This is a genomic window from Ruegeria sp. HKCCA5426 (assembly GCF_013034585.1).
Taxonomy (GTDB): domain Bacteria; phylum Pseudomonadota; class Alphaproteobacteria; order Rhodobacterales; family Rhodobacteraceae; genus Ruegeria.
In genome coordinates, this window is the sequence record NZ_WQGH01000004.1 from 227540 (window position 1) to 249625 (window position 22086).

21 protein-coding genes are annotated in these 22086 nt (G+C 56.2%); 14 read left to right on the forward strand and 7 right to left on the reverse strand.

Annotated elements, in window-relative coordinates; all coding sequences use genetic code 11:
- Positions 1–71: 71 nt before the first annotated feature.
- The gene (locus tag GOV87_RS08350) at positions 72–1229 is read left to right on the forward strand and encodes an RsmB/NOP family class I SAM-dependent RNA methyltransferase (protein ID WP_171211460.1); all 1158 of its coding nucleotides are present in this window, start codon (positions 72–74) and stop codon (positions 1227–1229) included.
- 103 nt (positions 1230–1332) lie between these two features.
- On the forward strand, positions 1333–3624 hold the full coding sequence (locus tag GOV87_RS08355; protein WP_171211461.1) for an ATP-binding protein: 2292 nt from the start codon (positions 1333–1335) through the stop codon (positions 3622–3624).
- 5 nt (positions 3625–3629) lie between these two features.
- Here GOV87_RS08355 and GOV87_RS08360 read toward each other — a convergent pair whose 3' ends face one another.
- On the reverse strand, positions 3630–4223 hold the full coding sequence (locus GOV87_RS08360) for a sulfotransferase family 2 domain-containing protein (RefSeq protein WP_171211462.1): 594 nt from the start codon (positions 4221–4223) through the stop codon (positions 3630–3632).
- Positions 4224–4415: 192 nt separating this feature from the next.
- Between GOV87_RS08360 and recA the strand changes: the two genes are divergently transcribed.
- The 4 genes from recA to GOV87_RS08380 all read left to right on the forward strand — a co-directional run bounded on the left by recA (position 4416) and on the right by GOV87_RS08380 (position 9569).
- Entirely contained in the window at positions 4416–5483 is a 1068-nt protein-coding gene (gene recA / locus GOV87_RS08365) for a recombinase RecA (RefSeq protein ID WP_170629954.1), read from the forward strand.
- Between the two features lie 136 nt (positions 5484–5619).
- Entirely contained in the window at positions 5620–8289 is a 2670-nt protein-coding gene (gene alaS / locus GOV87_RS08370; RefSeq protein ID WP_171211463.1) for an alanine--tRNA ligase, read from the forward strand.
- Between the two features lies 1 nt (position 8290).
- The gene (locus GOV87_RS08375) at positions 8291–8578 is read left to right on the forward strand and encodes a DUF1330 domain-containing protein (RefSeq protein WP_171121476.1); all 288 of its coding nucleotides are present in this window, start codon (positions 8291–8293) and stop codon (positions 8576–8578) included.
- Between the two features lie 463 nt (positions 8579–9041).
- Positions 9042–9569, forward strand: a complete 528-nt coding sequence (locus tag GOV87_RS08380) for a transglutaminase-like cysteine peptidase (RefSeq protein WP_171121711.1) — start codon at positions 9042–9044, stop codon at positions 9567–9569.
- Between the two features lie 115 nt (positions 9570–9684).
- Here GOV87_RS08380 and GOV87_RS08385 read toward each other — a convergent pair whose 3' ends face one another.
- The 3 genes from GOV87_RS08385 to GOV87_RS08395 form a co-directional block, all read right to left on the reverse strand.
- Positions 9685–10704 (reverse strand): hypothetical protein, encoded by a 1020-nt coding sequence (locus tag GOV87_RS08385; RefSeq protein WP_171211464.1) that lies wholly within the window; start codon positions 10702–10704, stop codon positions 9685–9687.
- A gap of 272 nt (positions 10705–10976) precedes the next feature.
- The gene (gene typA / locus GOV87_RS08390) at positions 10977–12794 is read right to left on the reverse strand and encodes a translational GTPase TypA (protein WP_171211465.1); all 1818 of its coding nucleotides are present in this window, start codon (positions 12792–12794) and stop codon (positions 10977–10979) included.
- 76 nt (positions 12795–12870) lie between these two features.
- The gene (locus tag GOV87_RS08395) at positions 12871–13206 is read right to left on the reverse strand and encodes an SMR family transporter (protein ID WP_171211466.1); all 336 of its coding nucleotides are present in this window, start codon (positions 13204–13206) and stop codon (positions 12871–12873) included.
- A 199-nt stretch (positions 13207–13405) separates the two neighbouring features.
- Between GOV87_RS08395 and GOV87_RS20545 the strand changes: the two genes are divergently transcribed.
- Positions 13406–13537, forward strand: a complete 132-nt coding sequence (locus GOV87_RS20545; RefSeq protein WP_256369266.1) for a hypothetical protein — start codon at positions 13406–13408, stop codon at positions 13535–13537.
- A gap of 47 nt (positions 13538–13584) precedes the next feature.
- Here GOV87_RS20545 and GOV87_RS08400 read toward each other — a convergent pair whose 3' ends face one another.
- From GOV87_RS08400 to GOV87_RS08410, 3 genes are read right to left on the reverse strand one after another with little or no spacing between them, the layout of a single operon-like run.
- Positions 13585–14742, reverse strand: a complete 1158-nt coding sequence (locus GOV87_RS08400; protein ID WP_171211467.1) for an HD domain-containing protein — start codon at positions 14740–14742, stop codon at positions 13585–13587.
- Positions 14739–14984, reverse strand: a complete 246-nt coding sequence (locus GOV87_RS08405) for a hypothetical protein (RefSeq protein ID WP_171121471.1) — start codon at positions 14982–14984, stop codon at positions 14739–14741. Before GOV87_RS08405 ends, GOV87_RS08400 begins: the two co-directional genes overlap by 4 nt.
- Positions 14984–15637 carry an alpha/beta hydrolase gene (locus tag GOV87_RS08410; RefSeq protein WP_170450609.1) on the reverse strand — a complete coding sequence of 218 codons (654 nt, stop codon included), beginning with the start codon at positions 15635–15637 and terminating at the stop codon, positions 14984–14986. The genes GOV87_RS08405 and GOV87_RS08410 overlap by 1 nt, the downstream gene beginning before the upstream one ends.
- 178 nt (positions 15638–15815) lie before the next feature.
- On the opposite strand from GOV87_RS08410, the gene GOV87_RS08415 reads away from it, so the two are divergent.
- The 7 genes from GOV87_RS08415 (at position 15816) to GOV87_RS08445 (ending at position 22074) form a co-directional block, all read left to right on the forward strand.
- Positions 15816–16274 carry an Rrf2 family transcriptional regulator gene (locus tag GOV87_RS08415; protein ID WP_171121470.1) on the forward strand — a complete coding sequence of 153 codons (459 nt, stop codon included), beginning with the start codon at positions 15816–15818 and terminating at the stop codon, positions 16272–16274.
- A gap of 60 nt (positions 16275–16334) precedes the next feature.
- Positions 16335–17378, forward strand: coding sequence for a cysteine desulfurase family protein (locus tag GOV87_RS08420; protein ID WP_171121469.1), 1044 nt, complete (start codon positions 16335–16337; stop codon positions 17376–17378).
- Between the two features lie 18 nt (positions 17379–17396).
- Positions 17397–18917: a Fe-S cluster assembly protein SufB gene (gene sufB / locus GOV87_RS08425; protein ID WP_170413089.1), complete on the forward strand. Its 1521-nt coding sequence runs from the start codon at positions 17397–17399 to the stop codon at positions 18915–18917.
- Between the two features lie 73 nt (positions 18918–18990).
- Positions 18991–19746, forward strand: a complete 756-nt coding sequence (gene sufC, locus GOV87_RS08430; protein WP_170553354.1) for a Fe-S cluster assembly ATPase SufC — start codon at positions 18991–18993, stop codon at positions 19744–19746.
- Positions 19746–21026, forward strand: a complete 1281-nt coding sequence (locus GOV87_RS08435) for a SufD family Fe-S cluster assembly protein (RefSeq protein WP_171211468.1) — start codon at positions 19746–19748, stop codon at positions 21024–21026. The genes sufC and GOV87_RS08435 overlap by 1 nt, the downstream gene beginning before the upstream one ends.
- A complete protein-coding gene (locus GOV87_RS08440; RefSeq protein WP_171124999.1) occupies positions 21026–21511 on the forward strand; it encodes a YIP1 family protein in 486 nt (161 codons plus the stop codon). The genes GOV87_RS08435 and GOV87_RS08440 overlap by 1 nt, the downstream gene beginning before the upstream one ends.
- Positions 21508–22074 carry a Yip1 family protein gene (locus GOV87_RS08445; RefSeq protein ID WP_171125001.1) on the forward strand — a complete coding sequence of 189 codons (567 nt, stop codon included), beginning with the start codon at positions 21508–21510 and terminating at the stop codon, positions 22072–22074. The genes GOV87_RS08440 and GOV87_RS08445 overlap by 4 nt, the downstream gene beginning before the upstream one ends.
- Positions 22075–22086: the final 12 nt, after the last annotated feature.

Here is a 22086-nt window from a genome sequence, read left to right on the forward strand (position 1 = left end):
ACTCTCGAATTGTGCAATGCGGCGCCTGTTAGGGCGCCGTTTTGTGTTTCTAAAGAGCAAGGGACAGCCCGATGACACCAGCAGCCCGCGTTCAGGCCTCCATCGACATTCTGGACGAGATTCTAGGCGGAGTGCCGGTTGAAAAGGCGCTTACGGGATGGGCGCGACGTAGCCGTTTTGCGGGGTCCAAAGATCGTGCTGCCATTCGTGACCATGTTTTCGGTGCTGTGCGATGCAAACGATCCTTTGCAGCACTTGGCGGAGCGGCAACCGGGCGGGGGCTGATGATTGGCGCGTCACGCGCAGCCCAGGCTGACCTTGCCGCGCTTTTCACTAGCGAACGTCACGCGCCGACTGCTGTGCTGGAAACGGAAGCCGGGCGGGACTTTGCATTTGATGCAGAGCGGTACGATATCCCCGATTGGATGTGGCCTATGTTCAAGGATTCCTTGGGGGATCAGGCTGTTCCTGTTGCAGAAGCGTTGCAAAAACGCGCTCCGATCCATCTACGCGCCAACCTGATCAAAACCAATCGGTTCGACGCTATTGCGGCACTGATTCAGGGAGGGATCGTTGCACGCGCTCATCCGGCCAGTGACACTGCACTTGAAGTCGTCGAAGGGGCCCGCAAGATCGCACAAAGTCGGGCTTATAAAGATGGGCTTGTCGAACTTCAGGATGCGGCAAGTCAAGCTGTCGTATCTGCGCTGGACTTGCAGCCCGGTCTGCGCGTTCTCGACTATTGCGCTGGCGGCGGAGGAAAGTCTTTGGCCTTGGCTGCGCATGACGGTGTCGAAGTTTTCGCACATGATGTTAACGCAGGTCGGATGCGTGACATTCCTGCACGCGCTGACCGCGCTGGTGCCAAGATTACGACAGTGTCCACGCAAGAAGTTCGGAAACACGGTCCTTTTGATATCGTGTTGGTTGATGCACCATGTTCAGGAAGCGGTTCATGGCGGCGTGCACCTGCCGGGAAGTGGGCATTGACCCCACAGCGCCTGACTGAGTTGACTGAATTGCAGTTTGAAATTTTGGAGGTAACGTCGTCGCTGGTCGGTCAAGGCGGAACACTGGCCTACGCGACCTGTTCGATGTTGAGGCCCGAAAACGACGAAGTCGTTGACAGGTTTACGGCGCTGCATTCCGAATGGAGAGAGGCATTTCGCAAAAGGTGGTTGCCGACTGAGGGCGCGGACGGTTTCTTCGCATCACATCTAAAGCGGTAATTTTGACACATCAAACAACTTGGGGTAGATTGTGGCGAGAAAATTAATAAGGTGTTAATCAATTTGGGCTGATCTCCAAAAAATCTTTTGATCCGAGTTGTTAATGCCTGAAACCCTAGCCTTGATTTCTGAACATTCCCTCAGGAAATTTCCTGCCAACGTAAGGCTTGTTGCTTTGGTCATGCTGGGTGGCGCACTTAGTTTCGCACCCTTTGCCAAAGACCTACCGGAAGCTATTGCAACTGGATTTCTGGTCGTCGGTGCCTCATTTCTGTCGACTGCATTTTTGGTCGTGCTCAGGGGGCAGATCGCAGAACTATTCCTTCGGCAGGCCATCAAGGTCATGGCATCGTTCGCAGAACAGGACATGTTTCCCTGCGTGATCGCAGATTCCGAAGGGCGCGTGCGCCACGCGAATTCCAGGGCTTCGGCTCGGTTCCGTGCTTTTCCGGGGGTCAGGCTGGACAGTTCTCTCAAGTCCGTGTTTGCCAACCCGTCTGCGGTTTTGCTTCGTCTGCAAGCTTTGGCGGAAATTCACGGAAAGGCACGTGAAGACGTTGTCACCGTTGGGTCGACTGTGCCGGTCTCGGTCTTTGATGTTGGGCACGGCTTATATTGCTGGCGCTTCAAAATGGACGAGCGGGGGCAATGGGACAATGCGGATGTTCCTGTTCTGACGCACGGAAGAAATGGCACGCTGCTGCGTGTCAACGGGGCTGCAGAAAGTCTGCTTGGTTTCCGACCTGAGACCATAGAGCAAGTCTTTGCGACAGAACTCCCGCCTGCTGGTGAAATTGTGCGTGCCGAAACTGCCGATACGTCAATCCCGGTGACAGTGTGTGAGCTTTCACGCTCGGGATCAGTTCAAGATACACTTATTCTTCCAGTGAATGTGTCAGCCGGCCCCGCGCCTGAGGCCCCATTTGATGATTTACCAGTCCCCCTCATGTGCCTTTCGCTTGACGGGCAGATCAAAGAGGTCAACCGTCTGGCCGCCAAGCTTGTCGGGGATATCCGCCCGGGTGAAACGAACGTGGCGCAGATCATGCAAGGGCTGGGCTATCCAATCCACGAATTGCTGGCACGTTCTGCCGCAGATGATGCAGTACCGTGTTCGGAATTTCTTAGGTTAAGTCGCAAGGATAAAGAGGTCTTCGTTCAGGTCACTCTGAGCAAGGTCGTCAACAAGGGCGAAGTTTGCCTGATCGCCGTGCTGAACGATGCGACGGAGCTCAAGACTTTGGAGGCCCAGTTCGTTCAGGGACAAAAGATGCAGGCCGTTGGGCAACTGGCGGGTGGTGTCGCGCATGACTTCAACAATCTGCTAACGGCGATCTCGGGGCATTGTGACCTGTTGCTGCTTAGACATGATCAGAATGATCCAAACTACGGAGATTTGGTTCAGATCAACCAAAACGCCAACCGCGCGGCTGCGCTGGTAAGTCAATTGCTGGCGTTCTCACGCAAACAGACCCTTCAGCCCGAAGTTCTGGACTTGCGGGATACAATTTCTGACCTCATCCATCTGTTGAACCGACTGGTCGGAGAGAAAATTCGCCTGATCCTCAGCCATGATCCGGTTCTCAAACCCGTGCGGGCAGATAAGCGCCAACTGGAACAGGTTTTCATGAACCTTGTCGTGAATGCACGGGACGCCATGCCGGAAGGGGGGGATGTGCGAATTGAAACTGAGGTTGTTCGTATGACAGAGCCACTTCGCAGGGACTGCGCGACGGTTCAACCCGGCGAATACGTTACTGTTAAGGTCATTGATAGCGGCACCGGGATTGCTTCGGACAAATTGCAAAAGGTGTTTGAACCCTTCTACACGACGAAAAGAACCGGCGAAGGCACCGGGCTGGGCCTGTCTACTGTTTACGGAATCGTAAAGCAGACGGGGGGGTTCATCTTTGTTGACAGTCTGATTGGGCGCGGAACCGAATTCACGGTATTCCTGCCTGTCTCTGGCGCAGAGGAGCGGGTTGTTCCCGAAGAAGCCACCTTGCCTGACGCTCAGGGTGCTCGCTCGGGCGAAGGCGTTGTCCTCTTGGTTGAGGATGAAGCACCGGTCCGCGCATTTGCCACCCGCGCGTTGAGGTTGAAAGGGTACACGGTGCTTGAGGCGGATTGTGCGGAAGAGGCTTTACGGTTGCTGGAAGACGGGTCCCTGAATGTGGACGTTTTTGTCACCGATGTCGTTATGCCCGGCATGGATGGGCCGACATGGGTTCGCAAGGCAATGAAAGATCGTCCCGATGTCCGAGTCATCTTCATGTCAGGCTATACCGAAGGCGCATTTGGGAACTCGGACCACGATATCAGCAATTCGACCTTCCCGCCGAAACCCTTTTCTTTGAACCAACTTACAGAAGCGGTGTTTCAACAAATCAATTGAAACGGTCAGAGCGCAGCGTCATGACATGCGAATTCGGCGGCATGTGATTGGCGAAATGCTATTTTCGTTTCCGGGCTCAAACTCAAATCGCGTTTTGGTGAGACATTCTCTTGGGTCAAAGATATCTCGGTGCCAAGTCGGTCTTGCAGGAAATCCAGTATTTTGTCCTGATTTTCGTATTTGAAAACGTGACTTGCGCCAACACCGTTGTTCCGTGTACGAAAAAACTGGCTCTGACTGCCTACATCCGCGAAGTCCGGGCGCGGGGTCTGCATGTAAGCTTGAACGAAATCATCAAAGCTCAGGTCGTGGGTGGAATGAGGGTGGCCCAGACGCTCGGGCCGGGCGCGAAACTTGTACCAACTGCCAAGCCAGTCGATCGGCTCTCGAACGACGGCCATGATTTCCATCTCGGTGTCGTACATTTTTCGAAAGATATTCTGAAAAAAACGATCATAGCGTCGGACCGGCGCGTGTTTCAGGTCTGGCGGGCCGGTAATCACAAAGTCAGCGCGATCCTGCAACGCCGTGTGGTACGCTGTACTTCCGGTTTTAGGTACGGCCAGGAACGCAAGACGTTCTTTATAGAAAACAAGCAATTATCGCGTCCTTGGCCAAGTTTGTCACAAGGGCAGAGTGGCGTAAACGACTCTTTAACACAATTGCTGAACAGTACTTTCTGTAAGTTTTTATTGAAATGTTCTCTTTTTGGTCCCATAAGGAACAAGAGGCGAACAAAGCAGTGATTGCCGCCCGTTAAAGGGTGTGACAAAAGGGAAGGCGACAGGACAATGGCGGATCTTCTGACGATGAGCGACAAGAAAAACGCAGACAAGCAAAAGGCGCTCGACAGTGCGCTAGCCCAGATCGAACGGCAGTTCGGTAAGGGCTCGATCATGAAGCTGGGCGAAGATGCCAAGCAGGATATTGACGCTAGCTCAACCGGATCACTGGGGCTGGATATCGCGTTGGGAATCGGTGGCCTGCCGATGGGCCGGATTGTTGAGATTTACGGACCCGAAAGCTCGGGTAAGACCACGCTTACGTTGCATTGTATTGCAGAACAGCAGAAGCGCGGCGGTGTCTGTGCGTTCGTCGACGCGGAACATGCGCTGGACCCGCAATATGCCCGCAAGCTGGGTGTTGATCTGGATGAGCTGTTGATCTCGCAACCCGATACTGGCGAACAGGCGCTTGAGATTACAGATACGCTGGTGCGCTCGGGCGCGGTGAACATGGTCGTGGTCGACTCGGTGGCGGCGCTGACGCCGAAATCGGAACTTGAAGGCGACATGGGCGACAGTAATGTCGGCGTTCAGGCCCGTTTGATGAGCCAGGCGATGCGCAAGCTGACCGGCTCGATCAGCCGCAGCAACTGCATGGTGATTTTCATCAACCAGATTCGGATGAAGATCGGCGTGATGTTTGGCAGCCCTGAGACCACGACCGGGGGCAACGCTCTGAAATTCTACAGCTCGGTTCGTCTGGATATCCGTCGCATCGGCGCGATCAAGGATCGGGACGAGGTTGTCGGCAACCAGACCCGTGTGAAGGTCGTCAAGAACAAGGTGGCACCTCCGTTCAAGCAGGTGGAATTCGACATTATGTATGGCGAAGGCATCAGCAAGATGGGCGAGCTGCTGGATCTTGGCGTCAAGGCTGGTGTGGTCGAGAAATCTGGCTCGTGGTTCAGCTATGGCGACGAGAGGATCGGGCAGGGGCGTGAGAATGCCAAGCAGTACCTGCGTGACAACAGCCGGATCGCGCTTGAAATCGAAGACAAGATCCGAGCCGCGCATGGGTTGGATTTTGATATGCCGCCCGGCGCGGCCGAGGATGACGACATCCTCGAAGCCTGATCCGATCCCGATTTCTGACAGACGGGCGGTCCTTCGGGGCCGCCTTGTTTCGTTTGGTCTTCCAATCCTGTGGACTATCCCATGGGACGGGGATAAACCCTTCTGGAACAAGATGACTGCGCGCTGAGAGAGCCTTATGCCAACGCTGAACGATATTCGATCGACCTTTCTGAACTACTTTGCCAAACAAGGGCACGAAGTGGTGGCGTCCAGCCCTTTGGTGCCCCGCAATGACCCAACACTGATGTTCGTAAATTCGGGCATGGTGCAGTTCAAGAACCTGTTTACCGGCGTTGAAACCCGCGACTATCAGCGCGCGACGACGGCGCAGAAATGTGTGCGCGCAGGCGGCAAGCATAACGATCTGGACAATGTAGGTTACACCGCACGTCACCATACGTTCTTTGAGATGCTGGGAAATTTCTCGTTCGGGGATTACTTCAAGCATGACGCGATCCCCTTCGCGTGGGAGCTGATCACTAAGGAATTCGGTATCGATAAGAACCGCCTGCTGACAACGGTCTACCACACTGATGATGAGGCGTTTGAGATCTGGAAGAAGGTCGGCGTCCCCGAGGATCGGATTATCCGCATCGCCACCAGTGACAACTTCTGGCAAATGGGCCCGACCGGACCCTGTGGTCCGTGCACCGAGATTTTCTATGATCATGGCGACCACATCTGGGGCGGCCCTCCGGGTTCGGCCGAGGAAGACGGTGATCGGTTCATCGAGATCTGGAACATCGTTTTCATGCAGAACGAACAGTTCGAGGACGGCTCGATGGTGGAGCTGGACATGCAGTCCATCGACACCGGCATGGGACTGGAACGGATCGGCGCGCTGCTTCAGGGCAGCCATGACAACTATGACACTGACCTGTTCAAAACGCTGATTGAGGCGTCGGCCGATGCGACCGGCGTTGATCCTTATGGTGATCAGAATGTTCACCACCGCGTAATCGCTGATCACCTGCGGTCGACTTCATTCCTGATTGCCGATGGGGTGATGCCCAGCAATGACGGGCGCGGATATGTTCTGCGCCGGATTATGCGTCGCGCCATGCGTCACGCGCATTTGCTGGGTGCGAAAGACCCGGTGATGCACCGCCTTGTGCCTTCTTTGGTGCAGCTGATGGGTGCGCAATACACGGAACTGGGACAGGCGCAGGCGCTGATCGAAGAAACGCTGCTGCTTGAGGAAACCCGGTTCAAGCAGACACTGGATCGCGGTCTGAAACTGCTTGATGATGAGGTTGCGGGCCTGCCCGAAGGGGCCGCTCTGCCCGGTGAAGCGGCATTCAAACTGTATGACACTTATGGTTTCCCGCTGGACCTGACGCAGGATGCGCTGCGTGAAAAGGGCCGAACCGTGGATACCGATGGATTTGATGAGGCGATGGCCGAACAAAAGGCCAAAGCACGCGCCGCATGGGCGGGCTCGGGCGAGGCCGCCGATCAGGCAGTTTGGTTTGACGTGCTGGACGGTGCCGGGGCCACGGATTTTCTGGGCTATGATACTGAAAAGGCCGAAGGGCAGGTGGCTGCTCTGGTCGTGGATGGCGCGCTGGCCGACACTATCGAACAGGGCGGCACCGGCTGGGTCATCGTGAACCAAACTCCCTTCTATGGTGAGGCCGGTGGTCAGGTTGGGGATACCGGTGAAATCCGACGGCTTGAGAATATGCAGGATGTGGCCGAGGTCGAAGACACTCGTAAATTCGCCGAAGGTAAGGTCTATGCGCATCGTGTAACGGTCAGTCAGGGTGCGCTGTCCAAGGGTGACGGCGTCGAGCTTGAGGTGGACCATACCCGCCGCAGCGCGATCCGGGCCAACCATTCGGCCACGCACCTGCTGCATGAGGCGCTGCGCGAAACGCTGGGTGATCACGTGGCACAGCGCGGGTCGCTGAACGCCTCTGATCGGCTTCGGTTTGATTTCAGCCACTCCAAGGCGCTGAGCACAGAGGAACTGCAAAAGGTCGAGCGTGAGGTGAATGCCTTTATCCGCCAGAACTCGACCGTGGAAACTCGGATCATGACGCCGGACGATGCGCGCGAACTGGGCGCGCAGGCGCTGTTTGGCGAGAAATACGGCGACGAGGTACGCGTTGTTTCGATGGGCAAAGCGCCCACAGGCAAAGGGCAGGACGGCGAAACTTGGTCGATCGAGCTATGCGGTGGTACGCATGTCAAACAGACCGGCGATATCGGAACCTTTGTTATTCTTGGCGACAGTGCCAGCAGCGCGGGTGTGCGCCGTATCGAAGCATTGACCGGGGATGAGGCTTTCCGCCATTTGTCGGCGCAGGATCAGCGGTTGGGGCAGATTGCGTCCGAACTGAAGGCCCAGCCCGACGACGTAGTCAGCCGGGTGAAGACCCTGTTGGACGAGCGCAAGGCCTTGCAGAACGAAGTGGCGCAGTTGCGTCGCGATTTGGCGATGGCCGGGGGCTCAGGTCAGGGTGGCGCTGAAGCAAAAGACGTGAACGGCGTGCCTTTCCTGGCGCAGGCGCTAACTGGTGTGTCCGGAAAGGACTTGCCTGCATTGATCGACGAACACAAAAGCCGTCTGGGATCGGGGGCTGTTTTGCTGATCGCGGATGCAGGCGGCAAGGCGGCTGTCGCGGCTGGTGTAACGCAGGACCTGACCGAAAAAGTTTCGGCGGTCGATCTGGTTCGCGCCGCTGTCGCGGAACTGGGCGGTAAGGGCGGTGGTGGCCGCCCTGACATGGCGCAGGGTGGCGGCAAGGATGCTTCGAATTCTGATGCGGCGATCAAAGCCGCGGAACAGGTACTGGAGGGGTAAGATGCCCGCACTTTGGATCGCACATGTCACGGTGACGGACACCGAGGCTTATGGAAAATACGCCGAGCTTGCTGGACCAGCGATCGCCAAGCACGGCGGAGAATTTATCGCGCGCGCCGCGCGATATGTGCAGCTTGAAGGCAAAGAACGGCCGCGCAACGTGGTTGCCCGGTTTCCGTCCGTAGAAGCTGCGGTCGAATGCTATAACTCGCCCGAGTATCAAGAAGCCCTGGACCACGCGCGCGGCGCAAGTGAGCGTGAACTCGTGGTCGTGGAAATCACCGAGTAGAATCAGTTTTTTCGTCGCCGGGTAACAACAAACCCGGCGACCGTGTTTATTGCGCGGATTTCAGCCAACGCGCAAAATCCCAATTGTGGCCTTCGCCGGGCTCACAATATCATTCTAATTTTATATTATTTACAATGGGTTGCATCGGGTTTCTGAACGCAGCTCGCGCCCTACGTGCCATAATTGTGGCTGGCTCAACGCAATTCTTGCCCCAAATGGTCAAATTGAGTCACGAAATTCCGCCTCTTTTCCTTCGCACGGTCACGTCAGATTGCGCAGACGGTTCCGTTTACCGATAGTTTCCGAACTGGGGATACGGTCCGGTCTGTTTGCAATCGCTTGGAGACACAAGGATCGAGGGACAGGCATGGATTCTGTTGGGATTGAAAACAGAGCAATTGTTAAGAGGTCGGCCCTGTCGCTAGGGCGGGCCATTGGAATATCTGCTTTGGCATGCGCCGCCATGTTTGGTGGCTCGAATGTTCAGGCAAGCGAAGGAAGCTTTATCCGCGCGGTGGCTGCGTCGCCCCCTCCGTCGGGTGCGCGCCAGTTGTGCAGACAATATTCATGGGCGTGTTCAAGTAAGGCGTCACTTTCCTTGTCGACCCAGCAGGAAATGCAGATCGTCCACAGGGTTAATCGCCAAGTCAACGCAACCACCCGAGAAGTCACGGACCAGTCGCAGTACAGAACCGTCGAGCGATGGGCGCTGCCCACCTCGCGCGGGGGTGATTGTGAAGATTTTGCACTACTCAAGAAGCGGGATTTGATCCGGGCAGGCATTGATCCAAGCAAACTTTTGATCGCGACCGTATTGGATACTCGGCGGCGGGCGCATGCTGTTTTGGTGTATCGCTCTGCGGGCGGGGATCTGATCCTGGACAATCTGACCAACCGGATAAAACCTTGGTCTTCAACGCGTTACCTCTTTCTCAGGATGCAGGACCCAAGACAGCCCAGTAATTGGGTTGGTGTCTACAGAAAAAGCTAGACCCAATCTGGAACTCGAATTTGATTGGAGTAGAGAGAAAAATAAAAGGGCGGCCATAGGGCCGCCCTTTTGGATTGAGTTATAGGCAGGTATCTCCGGCCCGACCGAAATTGTATCAGTCGAAAATACCACCACGGCCCGGTCCGCGCGAGTTGCCTCCGCCACCGTTTCCGTTGCTTCCGCCCTGGCCGTTTCCGCCGAAAATATCGACGTTGTTGTTTCCGCCGTTGCCGCGCCCGTTGGTGTTGCCGCCATTATTGCTTCCACCGTTACCGCCACCTGGGTTATCGGAGCCATTCGGGTTGTTGGATTGGCCGCCGGGATTAGTACCGTCGTTATGGCCAGAGCGGTTTGTGCCGCCGTTTCCATTTCCGTTGTCGTCGCCGTCGCCATTGTCGCCGCCGTTTCCGTCACCGTTGTCGTCGCCGTCGCCGTTGTCGCCGCCGTTTCCGTCACCGTTGTCGTCGCCGTCGCCATTGTCGCCGCCGTTTCCGTCACCGTTGTCGTCACCGTTTCCGTTGTCGCCGCCGTTTCCGTCGCCGTTATCGTCACCGTTTCCGTTATCGCCGCCGTTTCCGTTGCCGTTATTGTCACCGTTTCCGTTATCGCCGCCGTTTCCGTCGCCGTTGTCGTCACCGTTTCCGTTATCGTCGCCGTTTCCGTTTCCGTTATCGCCGCCGTCGTCGTTATTACCGCCACCTGGTGCGCCGCTAGTCGGTGACGGGCTAGAACCGCCGCCGGAACCACCGTCATTACCGCCACCAGATCCACCACCAGTACCGCCGCCGCCCGAATCGTCAGAAGCAGTTTGAAAACTAGGATCGTTATTTGCAGGCCCGTCGCCGGAGCGTTGTGAATTGCCAATGGCCGCTGTCGGAATATCAGTCAGAACAGCCGCGAACGCGGGGCAGGCCTCTAAAGTGCGCGCGAGAATGTCGTCAAAGTCTGGCCTGCGTTGAATGTAACGCAGCATTCGGGCGTCTACCGTCTGGCAACTACAAAGTGTTTCGGTGGACACTGATTGCCGCGCGGTTTTGACCGTGCACATTTCGTTGGCCTGAGCGGCCCCGACCGAAAGAAAGGGGAAAGTTGCGGACACAAAGACCACAGATAACAAACGGGATTTCACGCGCATAGCGTCACTCCTTCGAACTCTTTAACACGTCACTACTGGACACAATGATGTCACAGTTTGACCACAAATACATCCATCCTTCGCCATAATTTCAAGAAGTGAGGGTAAAAGAAAAGTTAATTTTAATCGCCCATAGGTAGAAAGTCGTTTCTAAACAAGGAAAAAGCCCACCGGGTGGGTGGGCTTTTAGGGTGCGATTGTCCCCAAATAGGGATCAAAAATACAACACTCATGTCATTGTTTTTTGGATGTGAAGTTATTCACTGAAAACCCTATGCAGACTTGGCCATCCGCTTGCGTTCATGCGGATCAAGATAGCGCTTGCGAAGCCGGATGGCGTTGGGCGTAACCTCAACAAGTTCGTCGTCGTCGATATAGGCAATCGCCTCTTCCAGTGAGAACTGAACATGCGGCGTCAGTCGTACCGCGTCATCAGATCCGCTAGCGCGCACGTTTGTCAGTTTTTTACCCTTGAGTGGGTTCACTTCCAGATCGTTGTCGCGGGAATGTTCGCCGATCACCATACCCGGATAGACATCGGTCTGCGGCGCCACGAACATGCGTCCACGCTCTTCTAGGTTCCACAGGGCGTAGGCGACAGCCTGTCCGTTCTCCATCGAGATCAGAACACCTGCACGACGACCGGGAATTTGGCCTTTATGGGCCGCCCAGCCGTGGAACACGCGGTTCAGCACGCCGGTGCCGCGCGTGTCGGTCAGAAACTCGCCGTGATAGCCGATCAGACCCCGCGACGGCACATGCGCGATAATGCGGGTCTTACCGGCGCCTGCAGGGCGCATTTCCACCAACTCGCCTTTGCGCGCGCCGGTGACTTTCTCGATCACAGCGCCCGAGAATTCGTCGTCGACGTCGATGGTGACTTCTTCGATGGGTTCCATGCGCTGACCGTCTTCTTCGCGGAACAGAACCTGTGGGCGCGAGATGCTGAGTTCGAACCCTTCGCGACGCATGTTTTCGATCAGAACGCCCATTTGCAATTCGCCACGGCCTGCGACCTCGAACGCTTCGCCGCCGGGCGTATCGGTGATGCGGATGGCGACGTTCGATTCGGCCTCTTTCATCAGGCGATCACGGATCACGCGGGACTGAACCTTTTTTCCGTCACGACCGGCAAGAGGCGAGTCGTTGATGCCAAAGGTCACTGTGATGGTCGGCGGGTCGATGGGTTGGGCGGGCAGGGCCTCTTCAACCTGCGGGGATACCAGAGAATCCGCAACGGTCGCTTTGCTCATGCCAGCGATGGTGACGATGTCACCGGCCTCGGCTACGTCGATCGGTTGTTGCGCCAGACCACGGAAGGCCAGGATTTTCGATGCGCGGAAGTTCTCGATCAGCGTGCCATCGCGGCTGAGCGCCTTTAGGCTGTCGCCCGCTTTCAGTGTGCCGCTCTCGACGCGGCCGGTTAGGATTCGGCCGATGAACGGGTCGCTGCCAAGCGTCGTTGCCAGCATACGAAACGGCTCGTCTTTCTTGTCGGCCTGTTTGGGGGCAGGGACGTGATCGACGATCAGGTCGAACAAGGCGGTCAGGTCCTTGCGCGGACCGTCTAGCTCCATATCCGCCCAGCCGGATCGGCCCGAGGCGTACATCGCCGGGAAGTCCAACTGGTCATCGTCCGCGCCGAGATTGGCGAAAAGGTCGAAGCATTCGTCCAGGGCCCGGTCGGGTTCAGCGTCGGGTTTGTCTACCTTGTTCAGCACCACAATGGGGCGCAGGCCCAGCGCCAGCGCTTTGGAGGTCACGAACTTGGTCTGCGGCATCGGGCCTTCGGCGGCATCGACCAGCAGAACCACGCCGTCGACCATCGACAGGATTCGCTCAACCTCGCCGCCGAAATCGGCGTGGCCGGGGGTGTCGACGATGTTGATGCGCGTGCCTTTCCATTCGACCGAAGTCGCCTTGGCCAGGATGGTGATCCCGCGCTCGCGCTCCAGATCGTTGCTGTCCATGGCGCGTTCCGCCACGGCCTGATTTTCCCGGAACGCGCCGGATTGTTTGAGCAGCTCATCCACCAGGGTCGTCTTGCCGTGGTCCACGTGAGCGATGATTGCGATATTGCGCAGGTCCATGAGAGGTCAGCCTTTGAACGGGAAGTTGCCGCGCGCATAACGTGGTTTGACCAAATAGACCAGCCCTAACCGGCGATCAGTGGCCAGCGGTTTTTGAAAACAGATGAATGACAAGGATTCCGGTCAATATCATTGTCAGTCCGAGTACGGCTGGCCAGTCCAGCTTTTGGTCGAAGACAATAAACCCGATGATCGCAATCAGAAAGATGCCAAGACCGGACCAAATCGCGTAAACGATTCCGACTGGCATGTACTTCAACGTCAGACCCAGCAGATAGAACGCGATGCCATAGCCCACAACAACAAGTACTGATGGCCAGAATCGGCTGAATTGCTGGCTGGCTTGCAATGACGTTGTCCCAACGGTTTCAGCAATTACTGCCAGAAGAAGGATCAAATAGGCTTTGGGCACGGTAGGTCTCGATATGATTGAACCAAGCGTTGTTGAGCACGGTTTTTCTGATCACTGCAAGACCTTTTTGGATGATCAGGTTTTTCGAAGGGGAAAGAGCAAGAAACTCCGTTGAAGGTCCGGTTTACCTTACTGTTTAGACACGCAAATTTGTGGCATTCGGGAGGTGTTAGAAGGTTGTATTTTATGAGTAATTTTCATGACGGAATTTGCAATTTCTGTCATTGCTGTATCGGCTTTGATTGTGGCGCTGGGGCGGCTGACTGACGGAGGGGAAGTAAACGACAGTGTGGCCGACAATGTTGAATGGTTAAATGGTGCTCGGGTCTAAGCGCCCGCCGGTTGCGGGGAGAAGGGGCATTTTCGCCCCTTCTTTCGTTATTCGGCCAGCGTTTCTGAAAAATACCTATCCAGTTGGGGGCGCAGCCATGACCACAGTTTTGGGGCGCCCCGCGAAATAGGTTTGCCGACGCGGCTTTCGATCTGGGCAAAGGTCACGTTGTAATCCACCCACGATCCGCCACCGGTTTCCAGATTTCCGATCGGGGTTTGAAACCGGTCAATCGCTTTGGCAAAACATGCATCTGTCGTCTCCGCGGCTTCGAACTCCTGCCAAAGTGCATAAAACTTCATGTTCTGCTCAGGCGGGAGCATTCCGAACAACCGGGTCGCCGCAGCCTGTTCCTCGGCTTCCTGGGCGGCGTGGTCTACCTGACCGTGGATTGGATGATCACCGGCGTCAATTTCGACGATGTCGTGCAATAAGAGCATTTTGAGGACCCGGTCGATTGATACATCCGGGTCGGCGTACTCGGACAACACCCACGCAAACAGCATGATGTGCCAGGAATGCTCGGCAGAGTTTTCGAACCGCTCTCCGGACAATAGCCGTGACGCCCGCGACACGGATTTGAGATGGTCAGACTCGGCTAGGAAAGGAAGACGTCTTGCAAACGGTGTGTCTTGGCCATCCGTGTTTTCCAGCATTACACGGGCAAGCCGGAACGCATCGGGGAAGTCTGTTTCCAGATAAGCCGCACGTCCGCCGTTCAGGTTGTCGCGGACGACGTCCAAATGGACAGAGCGCGGTTTCGGCGCGCACAGTACCTGGAACAAGGGTTGGCACCGATCAAGGATCTTGGCGAAACGGGCGTCTGTGGATGTGTCCGCCTCAAATTCTTGCCATAGCGACAGGAACGACTGCGACTGATCGTCAGGAAGCAGCCCGAACAACTCTGCTGCCGCTACTTGTTCCGCACGCTCAACGGCCTGCCAGTCTGTCTCTAGGTGGATCGGATGATCGCCGACTATGATCTCAACCAGATCATGCAGCAGAAGCATTCGTATGACGCGGTCGATATCAACGTCATCGCTAGCCAAAGGCTGCATGACCAAGGCCCAAAGAGCTAATTGCCAGCTATGCTCGGCCGCATTTTCGGCACGGGACTGATCCAACAATGCGTTGGCGCGATCAACCGATTTCAGTTTGTCCGCGCGTTTCAGGAACTCAACTTGCGCGGACAGCCTGTCAGTCATTGCTTTTCAATCGCTTTTACTTGCTTGCGGTGTTCCGACAGGCGCTTGATGACGAACTGTCGCGCCTTGCGTTCGGCCAGTCGCACCCGGATTTCCGTCAGAAATGCCTCTTCCAATGTCTGAGAGGATGCGCCCAGCAAGTCGCCGACCTCGACAAAGAAGCGATCGTCACCGGTTTCATCCATGACTTTCAACGTGTCTTCGGCCAGTTTCGCCGCAAGCGAGTTGAGCGTGTCAGACATCAGCGCGTGGTCTCGGTCAGCCGGCGTTTCACATAGTCGCTGACATCGGTGATCAGGGTGTCCATGTGGCGATCCTGGAAAAAGTGGTCAGCGCCTTCAACCTCGTTATGGGTGATGGTGATGCCCTTTTGCTCGTGCAGTTTGTTGACCAGCGATGTTGTGTCTGCAGGTGGTGCAACACGGTCTGCGGAACCGTTGATGATCAGCCCGGACGAGGGGCAGGGGGCCAGGAACGAAAAATCGTACATGTTGGCCGGGGGCGATACACTAATAAAGCCGGTGATTTCAGGACGACGCATCAGCAGTTGCATACCGATCCACGCACCGAACGAGAATCCGGCCACCCAGCAGTGTTTCGAGTTGTTGTTCATCGACTGGAGGTAATCCAGCGCCGAGGCGGCATCGCTCAGTTCACCGACGCCTTGATCATACTCGCCCTGGCTGCGGCCCACTCCACGGAAATTGAACCGCAGAACGGTGAAGCCCATGTTGTAGAACGCATAGTGAAGATTATAGACCACCTTGTTGTTCATGGTCCCGCCGAATTGAGGATGCGGGTGCAGCACGATGGCGATCGGTGCGTCTTTTTCCTTTTGCGGGTGGTAACGGCCTTCCAGGCGGCCTTCTGGTCCGGGAAAAATCACCTCGGGCATGTGTGCGTCGGTCCTGTCTTTTTCTTCTGGGTGCCTGTCTATACTTGACTGTTATCGTCAGGCACCTTAGAACGGTTCTAATTGTAATGCTGCGCGCTTTGGCGCTGTCAGTCGGAGATACGCACTGGCAGCGGCGGCGTCAATGTTTTCGCGCGATGTCAGCCAAGAGGGAAAGAAAATGAAGCTGTCGACCAAAGGTCGTTATGCGATGGTCGCTTTGGCTGATATCGCACTTCAACCGCCCGACGGGCTGGTGACGTTGGGCGAAATCTCGGAAAGACAGGACATTTCCTTAGCTTATCTCGAACAATTGTTCGTCAAACTGCGTCGCGCCAATCTGGTGTCGTCAGTCAGAGGGCCGGGTGGTGGCTATCGGCTGGCGCGACCCGCTTCGGAAATCCGTGTTGTCGAGGTTTTGGCTGCGGTTGATGAGACTGTGGATGCGCTGCAAAAGGGCGCAGGAGCGTCAGGGGGATCCTCTGGCAGTCGCGCGCAATCCTTAACCAACAGGTTGTGGGAAGGTCTGAGCGCACATGTCTATGTCTTTTTGCATCAGACCCGTCTTTCTGACGTCATCAAAAATGATCTGGCGCCTTGCCCGGCAGTTCCAAATCTATTTTCGGTCGTGGACGACTGAAATGATTAATTGCGCATTCAGGGCAATCACACGACATGATGAGCCGTTAAAGGTGCATCCATGAATCGCGTTTATCTGGATCATAACGCGACAGCTCCTCTGCGGCCCGAAGCACGGGATGCTATGCTGGCGGCAATGGATTTGTGTGGCAATCCGTCGTCGGTCCATGCGGAAGGGCGTGCAGCCAAGGCGCTGATTGAGCGGGCGCGCGCCCAGGTTGCTGCGGCGTTTGGGGCGGATGGTGCCGATATCGTTTTTACCTCGGGATCGACCGAAGGTGCGGCGCTGGCGTTGGAGGGCCGCGGCTTACATGGAGCCGGGATTGAGCATGATGCGGTCAGGGCCTGGATACAGGAAGACCTTACAGTTTCCGAAAACGGACTGGTCAATGTACCAGAGCCGCAAAACGCCACCTTGCAGCTTGCAAATTCCGAGACGGGGATCATCCAGTCTTTGCCTGCGGGTCTGGCAGTAACGGATGCGACGCAGGCGTTTGGAAAATTGCCCGTGGCGTTCAACTGGCTGGACGTACAAATGGCGTTGATCTCGGCGCACAAACTGGGTGGGCCAAAAGGGGTTGGCGCAGTCGTAATGAAGCGTGGAACTGATCTGGCCGCCCGAATAAAGGGCGGCGGACAGGAAATGGGGCGTCGGTCCGGCACCGAAAATGTCATTGGAATCGCGGGTTTCGGAGCGGCGGCTGAGGCGGCTGCGCGCGATCTGGCCAATGGGGTTTGGGCGCAGGTTGAAGAATTTAGAAATATTCTAGAAATGGCTCTTGAGGCTGGTTCTAAAACTACTATTTTTATCGGGAATGGTCAGGATCGCCTGCCGAACACGCTGTGTTTTGCCACTCCCGGCTGGAAAGGCGAGACGCAGGTCATGCAGATGGATTTATCAGGTTTTGCGGTCAGTGCTGGCTCGGCCTGCTCCAGCGGCAAGGTCCGGGCAAGCGCGGTTTTGACCGCAATGGGTTTTGATGAGGAGGTGGCATCCAGCGCAGTGCGCGTGTCGCTTGGACATCAGACAACGGAAGAAGATGTGCTGCGTTTCGCGGAAACGTGGCTGGCAAAAGAAAAGAAACATCGCGCGCGGGCCGCGTGATCTGACGGAGGGTGACTTATGGCCGCTTTGGACCAGACCCAGGTAAAAGAGGGTGTCGATCAGGAAACCGTGGACGCGGTACGCGAGGTCGGAACCTATAAATACGGTTGGGACACTGATATCGAGATGGAGTATGCGCCCAAGGGCGTGAACCCCGATATCGTCCGTCTGATCTCGGAAAAGAACGAAGAGCCCGAGTGGATGACCGAGTGGCGTCTGGCCGCGTTCGAGCGCTGGACCCAGATCGAAGAGCCGAACTGGGCGATGGTCAACTATCCCAAGATCGACTTTCAGGACCAGTATTACTATGCCCGGCCCAAGTCGATGGAAGAAAAGCCCAAGTCGCTGGACGAGGTCGATCCCAAGCTGTTGGCCACTTATGAAAAGCTGGGCATTCCGCTGAAAGAGCAGATGATTCTGGCTGGCGTCGAGGGGGCCGAGGATGCGCCCGCCGAAGGTCGCAAGGTTGCCGTGGACGCGGTGTTTGATTCGGTGTCCGTCGGAACAACATTTCAGGCCGAATTGAAGAAAGCCGGTGTGATCTTTTGTTCGATTTCCGAGGCGATCCGCGAGCACCCCGAACTGGTAAAGAAATACCTTGGGTCGGTGGTTCCAGTTTCGGACAACTTCTACGCCACGCTGAATTCGGCCGTGTTCTCGGATGGCTCGTTCGTCTACATCCCGCCGGGTGTGCGCTGCCCGATGGAGCTGAGCACCTATTTCCGCATCAACGCGGAAAACACCGGTCAGTTTGAGCGGACGCTGATCATCGCCGACAAGGGATCGTATGTGTCCTATTTGGAAGGCTGCACCGCGCCGCAGCGCGATACCGCGCAACTGCACGCCGCTGTGGTTGAGATCATCATCGAGGAAGACGCCGAGGTGAAATACTCGACCGTTCAGAACTGGTTCCCCGGCGATGAGAACGGCAAGGGCGGTATTTATAACTTCGTGACCAAACGCGCCGATTGCCGGGGGGATCGCTCCAAGGTGATGTGGACGCAGGTTGAAACCGGTTCGGCTGTGACGTGGAAATACCCGTCCTGCATCCTGCGTGGTGAGGAAAGCCAGGGTGAGTTCTATTCGATCGCGATCACGAACAACTACCAGCAGGCCGATACCGGCACCAAGATGGTTCACCTTGGCAAGAACACCAAGTCGCGGATCGTGTCCAAAGGCATCAGTGCGGGTAAGGCGCAAAACACCTACCGTGGGCTGGTCTCGATGCATCCCAAGGCCAAGAACAGCCGGAACTATACCCAGTGTGACAGCCTGCTGATTGGCGACAAATGCGGGGCGCATACGGTGCCGTATATCGAGGTTAAGAACAACTCGAGCCGGGTTGAGCATGAGGCAACGACATCCAAGGTGGATGACGATCAGCTTTTCTATTGCCGTCAACGCGGCATGGACGAGGAAGAGGCCGTGGCGCTGGTTGTCAATGGGTTCTGCAAGGACGTCCTGCAGGCGCTGCCGATGGAGTTTGCCATGGAAGCGCAGCAATTGGTTGCGATCAGCCTTGAAGGTTCTGTCGGGTAACCCTGAACTCTCTCTTGAAATCTGAATTTATCGGGGCCGGGTGGTCCCTTGCGATACGCTAAAGGGTCAAAAAATGCTGGAAATCAAAAACCTGCACGTGAAACTCGAGGAAGAGGAAAAGCAAATCCTCAAAGGTGTCGACCTTACCGTCGAGGCGGGAAAAGTGCATGCGATCATGGGGCCGAATGGCTCGGGCAAATCGACACTCAGCTATGTGCTGTCGGGTCGTGACGGATACGAAGTAACCGATGGGTCAGCCACGTTGGATGGTGAGGACCTGCTGGAGATGGAGCCCGAGGAACGCGCCGCCGCCGGTGTTTTCTTGGCCTTCCAATACCCGGTCGAAATTCCGGGCGTTGGCAACATGACCTTCCTGCGCACCGCTGTGAATGCACAACGCAAAGCACGCGGCGAAGACGAACTGTCGGCTGCTGATTTCCTGAAAGAGGTTCGCGCCAAGGCGAAATCCTTGAAGATCGACGCGGACATGCTGAAACGCCCCGTCAATGTCGGTTTCTCGGGCGGTGAGAAAAAGCGTAACGAGATCCTGCAAATGGCGATGCTTGAGCCCAAGATGTGCATCCTGGATGAAACGGATTCGGGTCTTGATGTCGACGCGATGAAACTGGTCGCAGAAGGCGTGAACGCGCTGCGCGACGAAGGTCGTGGGTTCCTGGTAATCACGCACTATCAGCGTCTGTTGGATCATATCAAACCGGATGTCGTGCACATCATGGCAGATGGTAAGATCGTCAAGACCGGCGGTCCTGATCTGGCGCTTGAGGTTGAAAACAACGGTTACGCTGACATTCTGGCCGAGGTGAACTGATGGCGCTGCCCGAAGTGAAACAAACCGCAACCGAGGCGCGCCTGGCCAATCTGGTTATGCCCGACGCTGGTTGCACGCGCGCCGCGCGCGAAGATGCGCTGGCGCGGGTTCTTGAAATGGGTCTGCCGGGGCGGCGTGATGAGTATTGGAAATATACACGCCCCGATACGCTGGTCTCGGCCGAGGCGCCCACTGCTGCCTTGTTCCACCCTGATGAGGCGATGCTGTTCAGCGAGTTTGACCGCTTGAAAATCGTGTTCGTGGACGGTGTTTTCAGTCCCGAAGAGTCGGATGATCTTGAGCTGGAAGGCATCACGATTGATCGGATCGAAGACATCTGCTGCAAAGACATCCACTGGGCAAAAGAACTGTATGGCGTTCTGGAAGCACGTGGGCAAACTCCGGTGCAGCGTCCGCTTGCTGCGTTGAATACGGCATTTGCCGCAGACGGTATCGCGATTCATGTGACTGGGAAGCCCTCGAAGCCGATCAGCTTTATTTATCGGCATGCGTCGGAAACCTCGGATGCGATGTTGCATCATATCATTCGCGTGGAATCCGGAGCAGAAGTGACCATTCTTGAGAATGGGCCAGCCGCGTCGCGTTTCAACAAATGCATGGAAATCGACATCGCCGATGAAGGCGTTCTGCACCATGTACGCGCACAAGGCCGGGACCATGAGCGCCGGGCCGCCACCCATATGTTCACCCGTTTGGGTAAGGAGTCGGTCTACAAGTCCTTTACACTGACCGTGAACGGAGTGCTGACCCGCAACGAGCAAGTCATCGAACTGACCGGCGATGACGCTGTGGCGCATGTGGCGGGTGCTTGTGTTGGCGATGGTGATTTTCACCACGATGATACTGTGTTTGTCACCCATGACGCGGTGAACTGCGAAAGCCGTCAGGTGTTCAAGAAGGTTTTGCGCAACGGCGCTACCGGCGTTTTCCAGGGCAAGATCCTTGTGAAAGAGGGCGCGCAGAAAACTGACGGGTATCAGATCAGCCAATCGTTGCTGTTGGACGATGACAGCCAGTTTCTCGCCAAACCCGAGCTTGAGATCTATGCCGACGACGTTGCATGCTCGCATGGCTCGACTTCGGGCGCGATCGACGAAACGGCTCTTTTCTACCTGCGCTCGCGCGGAGTTCCGACCAAAGACGCGACCAACATGCTGACGTTGGCGTTTCTGGCCGAGGCCGTGGACGAGATCGAGGATGAAGCCTTGGCTGAAGCGATCGTGAGCCGGCTGGAAGGCTGGTTGTCGCGACATAGCTGATGCCGGTTACGTCCGATATTGTGGCCACATATCGAGGGCCGGGCCGTGTCGTGCGCCGGCTTCTCGAATTGGGGCAACGTGAAGATCGCGCTTTGGTCTTTGTCATGGCGTTTTGTGTCGTGGCCTTCATTGCGCAACTACCCAGCCTGTCCCGACGCGCGCATCTTGAAGGGCTTGAGTTGAACATGCTCATGGGCGGTGCGCTTTTGGGTACGGTGATTATCCTGCCTCTCTTCTTTTATTTGCTGGCGTTCATATCGTACGGCGCAGCGCGTTTGATTGGCGGCAAAGGTTCGGCCTATGGCGCGCGGGTCGCACTGTTCTGGGCTCTTTTGTCATCGACACCGCTGGTTCTGCTAAATGGGCTGGTTGCGGGATTTATTGGGCCGGGGCCAACGCTATCAGCGGTCGGCCTGATCTGGGTCGCGGTATTTCTGTGGTTTTGGATGTCCGGTTTGCGGCAAGCGCAGGGGTTCTCAGAATGAATAGTGCCTCTCTCAGCCATCTTGCGGTTCTCACCGTAACCAATCCAGCCGAAGCCGCCCGCCGCTTGCTGTCACTGCGTCCGGGGCGCGAGGTTTTATGGTTGGCCTTTTTCCTGGCGGTTGTTCTGAATGGACTCGTTCAGGTTGGAATCGACCAACTTATCGTAGTTCCGCAGGGACAGGGCGTGTTGGAACCTGAACCGGTGCTTTTGAACCTTGTGCGATCGGCGGGTGCCATGCTGCTGAGTATCGCGGCCTTCCTGTTCATTGGAAAGTTCATGGGTGGTACCGCCTCATTTGAAGACATCATGATTCTGTCCGTTTGGTTGCAGTTTCTTCAAATTGTCGCGCTTACGGTGACTTTGCTGGTGTCTCTGGTCGTGCCCTTCTTTATGGTCATGTTGATGCTGGCGACGGCGATACTAAGCCTTTACGTCACACTGCATTTCCTGAACGAAGCGCATAAGTTCGGCTCACTCCTCAAATCCTTTGGGGTCATTGTGTTGTCGGCTTTGGTTGCATTGCCATTTGTCCTTGTGCTGACACCCAGTGGTCCGGTGTAGGAAAGAAAATAC

Coding starts and splice junctions, on each gene's coding strand:
- GOV87_RS20545 (WP_256369266.1), top strand. CDS start 13,406: ATGACGGAATTTGCAATTTCTGTCATTGCTGTATCGGCTTTGATTGTG.
- GOV87_RS08400 (WP_171211467.1), bottom strand. CDS start 14,742: ATGACTGACAGGCTGTCCGCGCAAGTTGAGTTCCTGAAACGCGCGGAC.
- GOV87_RS08355 (WP_171211461.1), top strand. CDS start 1,333: ATGCCTGAAACCCTAGCCTTGATTTCTGAACATTCCCTCAGGAAATTT.
- GOV87_RS08380 (WP_171121711.1), top strand. CDS start 9,042: ATGTTTGGTGGCTCGAATGTTCAGGCAAGCGAAGGAAGCTTTATCCGC.
- recA (WP_170629954.1), top strand. CDS start 4,416: ATGGCGGATCTTCTGACGATGAGCGACAAGAAAAACGCAGACAAGCAA.
- sufC (WP_170553354.1), top strand. CDS start 18,991: ATGCTGGAAATCAAAAACCTGCACGTGAAACTCGAGGAAGAGGAAAAG.
- GOV87_RS08385 (WP_171211464.1), bottom strand. CDS start 10,704: ATGCGCGTGAAATCCCGTTTGTTATCTGTGGTCTTTGTGTCCGCAACT.
- GOV87_RS08350 (WP_171211460.1), top strand. CDS start 72: ATGACACCAGCAGCCCGCGTTCAGGCCTCCATCGACATTCTGGACGAG.
- alaS (WP_171211463.1), top strand. CDS start 5,620: ATGCCAACGCTGAACGATATTCGATCGACCTTTCTGAACTACTTTGCC.
- GOV87_RS08420 (WP_171121469.1), top strand. CDS start 16,335: ATGAATCGCGTTTATCTGGATCATAACGCGACAGCTCCTCTGCGGCCC.
- typA (WP_171211465.1), bottom strand. CDS start 12,794: ATGGACCTGCGCAATATCGCAATCATCGCTCACGTGGACCACGGCAAG.
- GOV87_RS08375 (WP_171121476.1), top strand. CDS start 8,291: ATGCCCGCACTTTGGATCGCACATGTCACGGTGACGGACACCGAGGCT.
- GOV87_RS08435 (WP_171211468.1), top strand. CDS start 19,746: ATGGCGCTGCCCGAAGTGAAACAAACCGCAACCGAGGCGCGCCTGGCC.
- GOV87_RS08410 (WP_170450609.1), bottom strand. CDS start 15,637: ATGCCCGAGGTGATTTTTCCCGGACCAGAAGGCCGCCTGGAAGGCCGT.
- GOV87_RS08405 (WP_171121471.1), bottom strand. CDS start 14,984: ATGTCTGACACGCTCAACTCGCTTGCGGCGAAACTGGCCGAAGACACG.
- GOV87_RS08440 (WP_171124999.1), top strand. CDS start 21,026: ATGCCGGTTACGTCCGATATTGTGGCCACATATCGAGGGCCGGGCCGT.
- GOV87_RS08415 (WP_171121470.1), top strand. CDS start 15,816: ATGAAGCTGTCGACCAAAGGTCGTTATGCGATGGTCGCTTTGGCTGAT.
- GOV87_RS08445 (WP_171125001.1), top strand. CDS start 21,508: ATGAATAGTGCCTCTCTCAGCCATCTTGCGGTTCTCACCGTAACCAAT.
- sufB (WP_170413089.1), top strand. CDS start 17,397: ATGGCCGCTTTGGACCAGACCCAGGTAAAAGAGGGTGTCGATCAGGAA.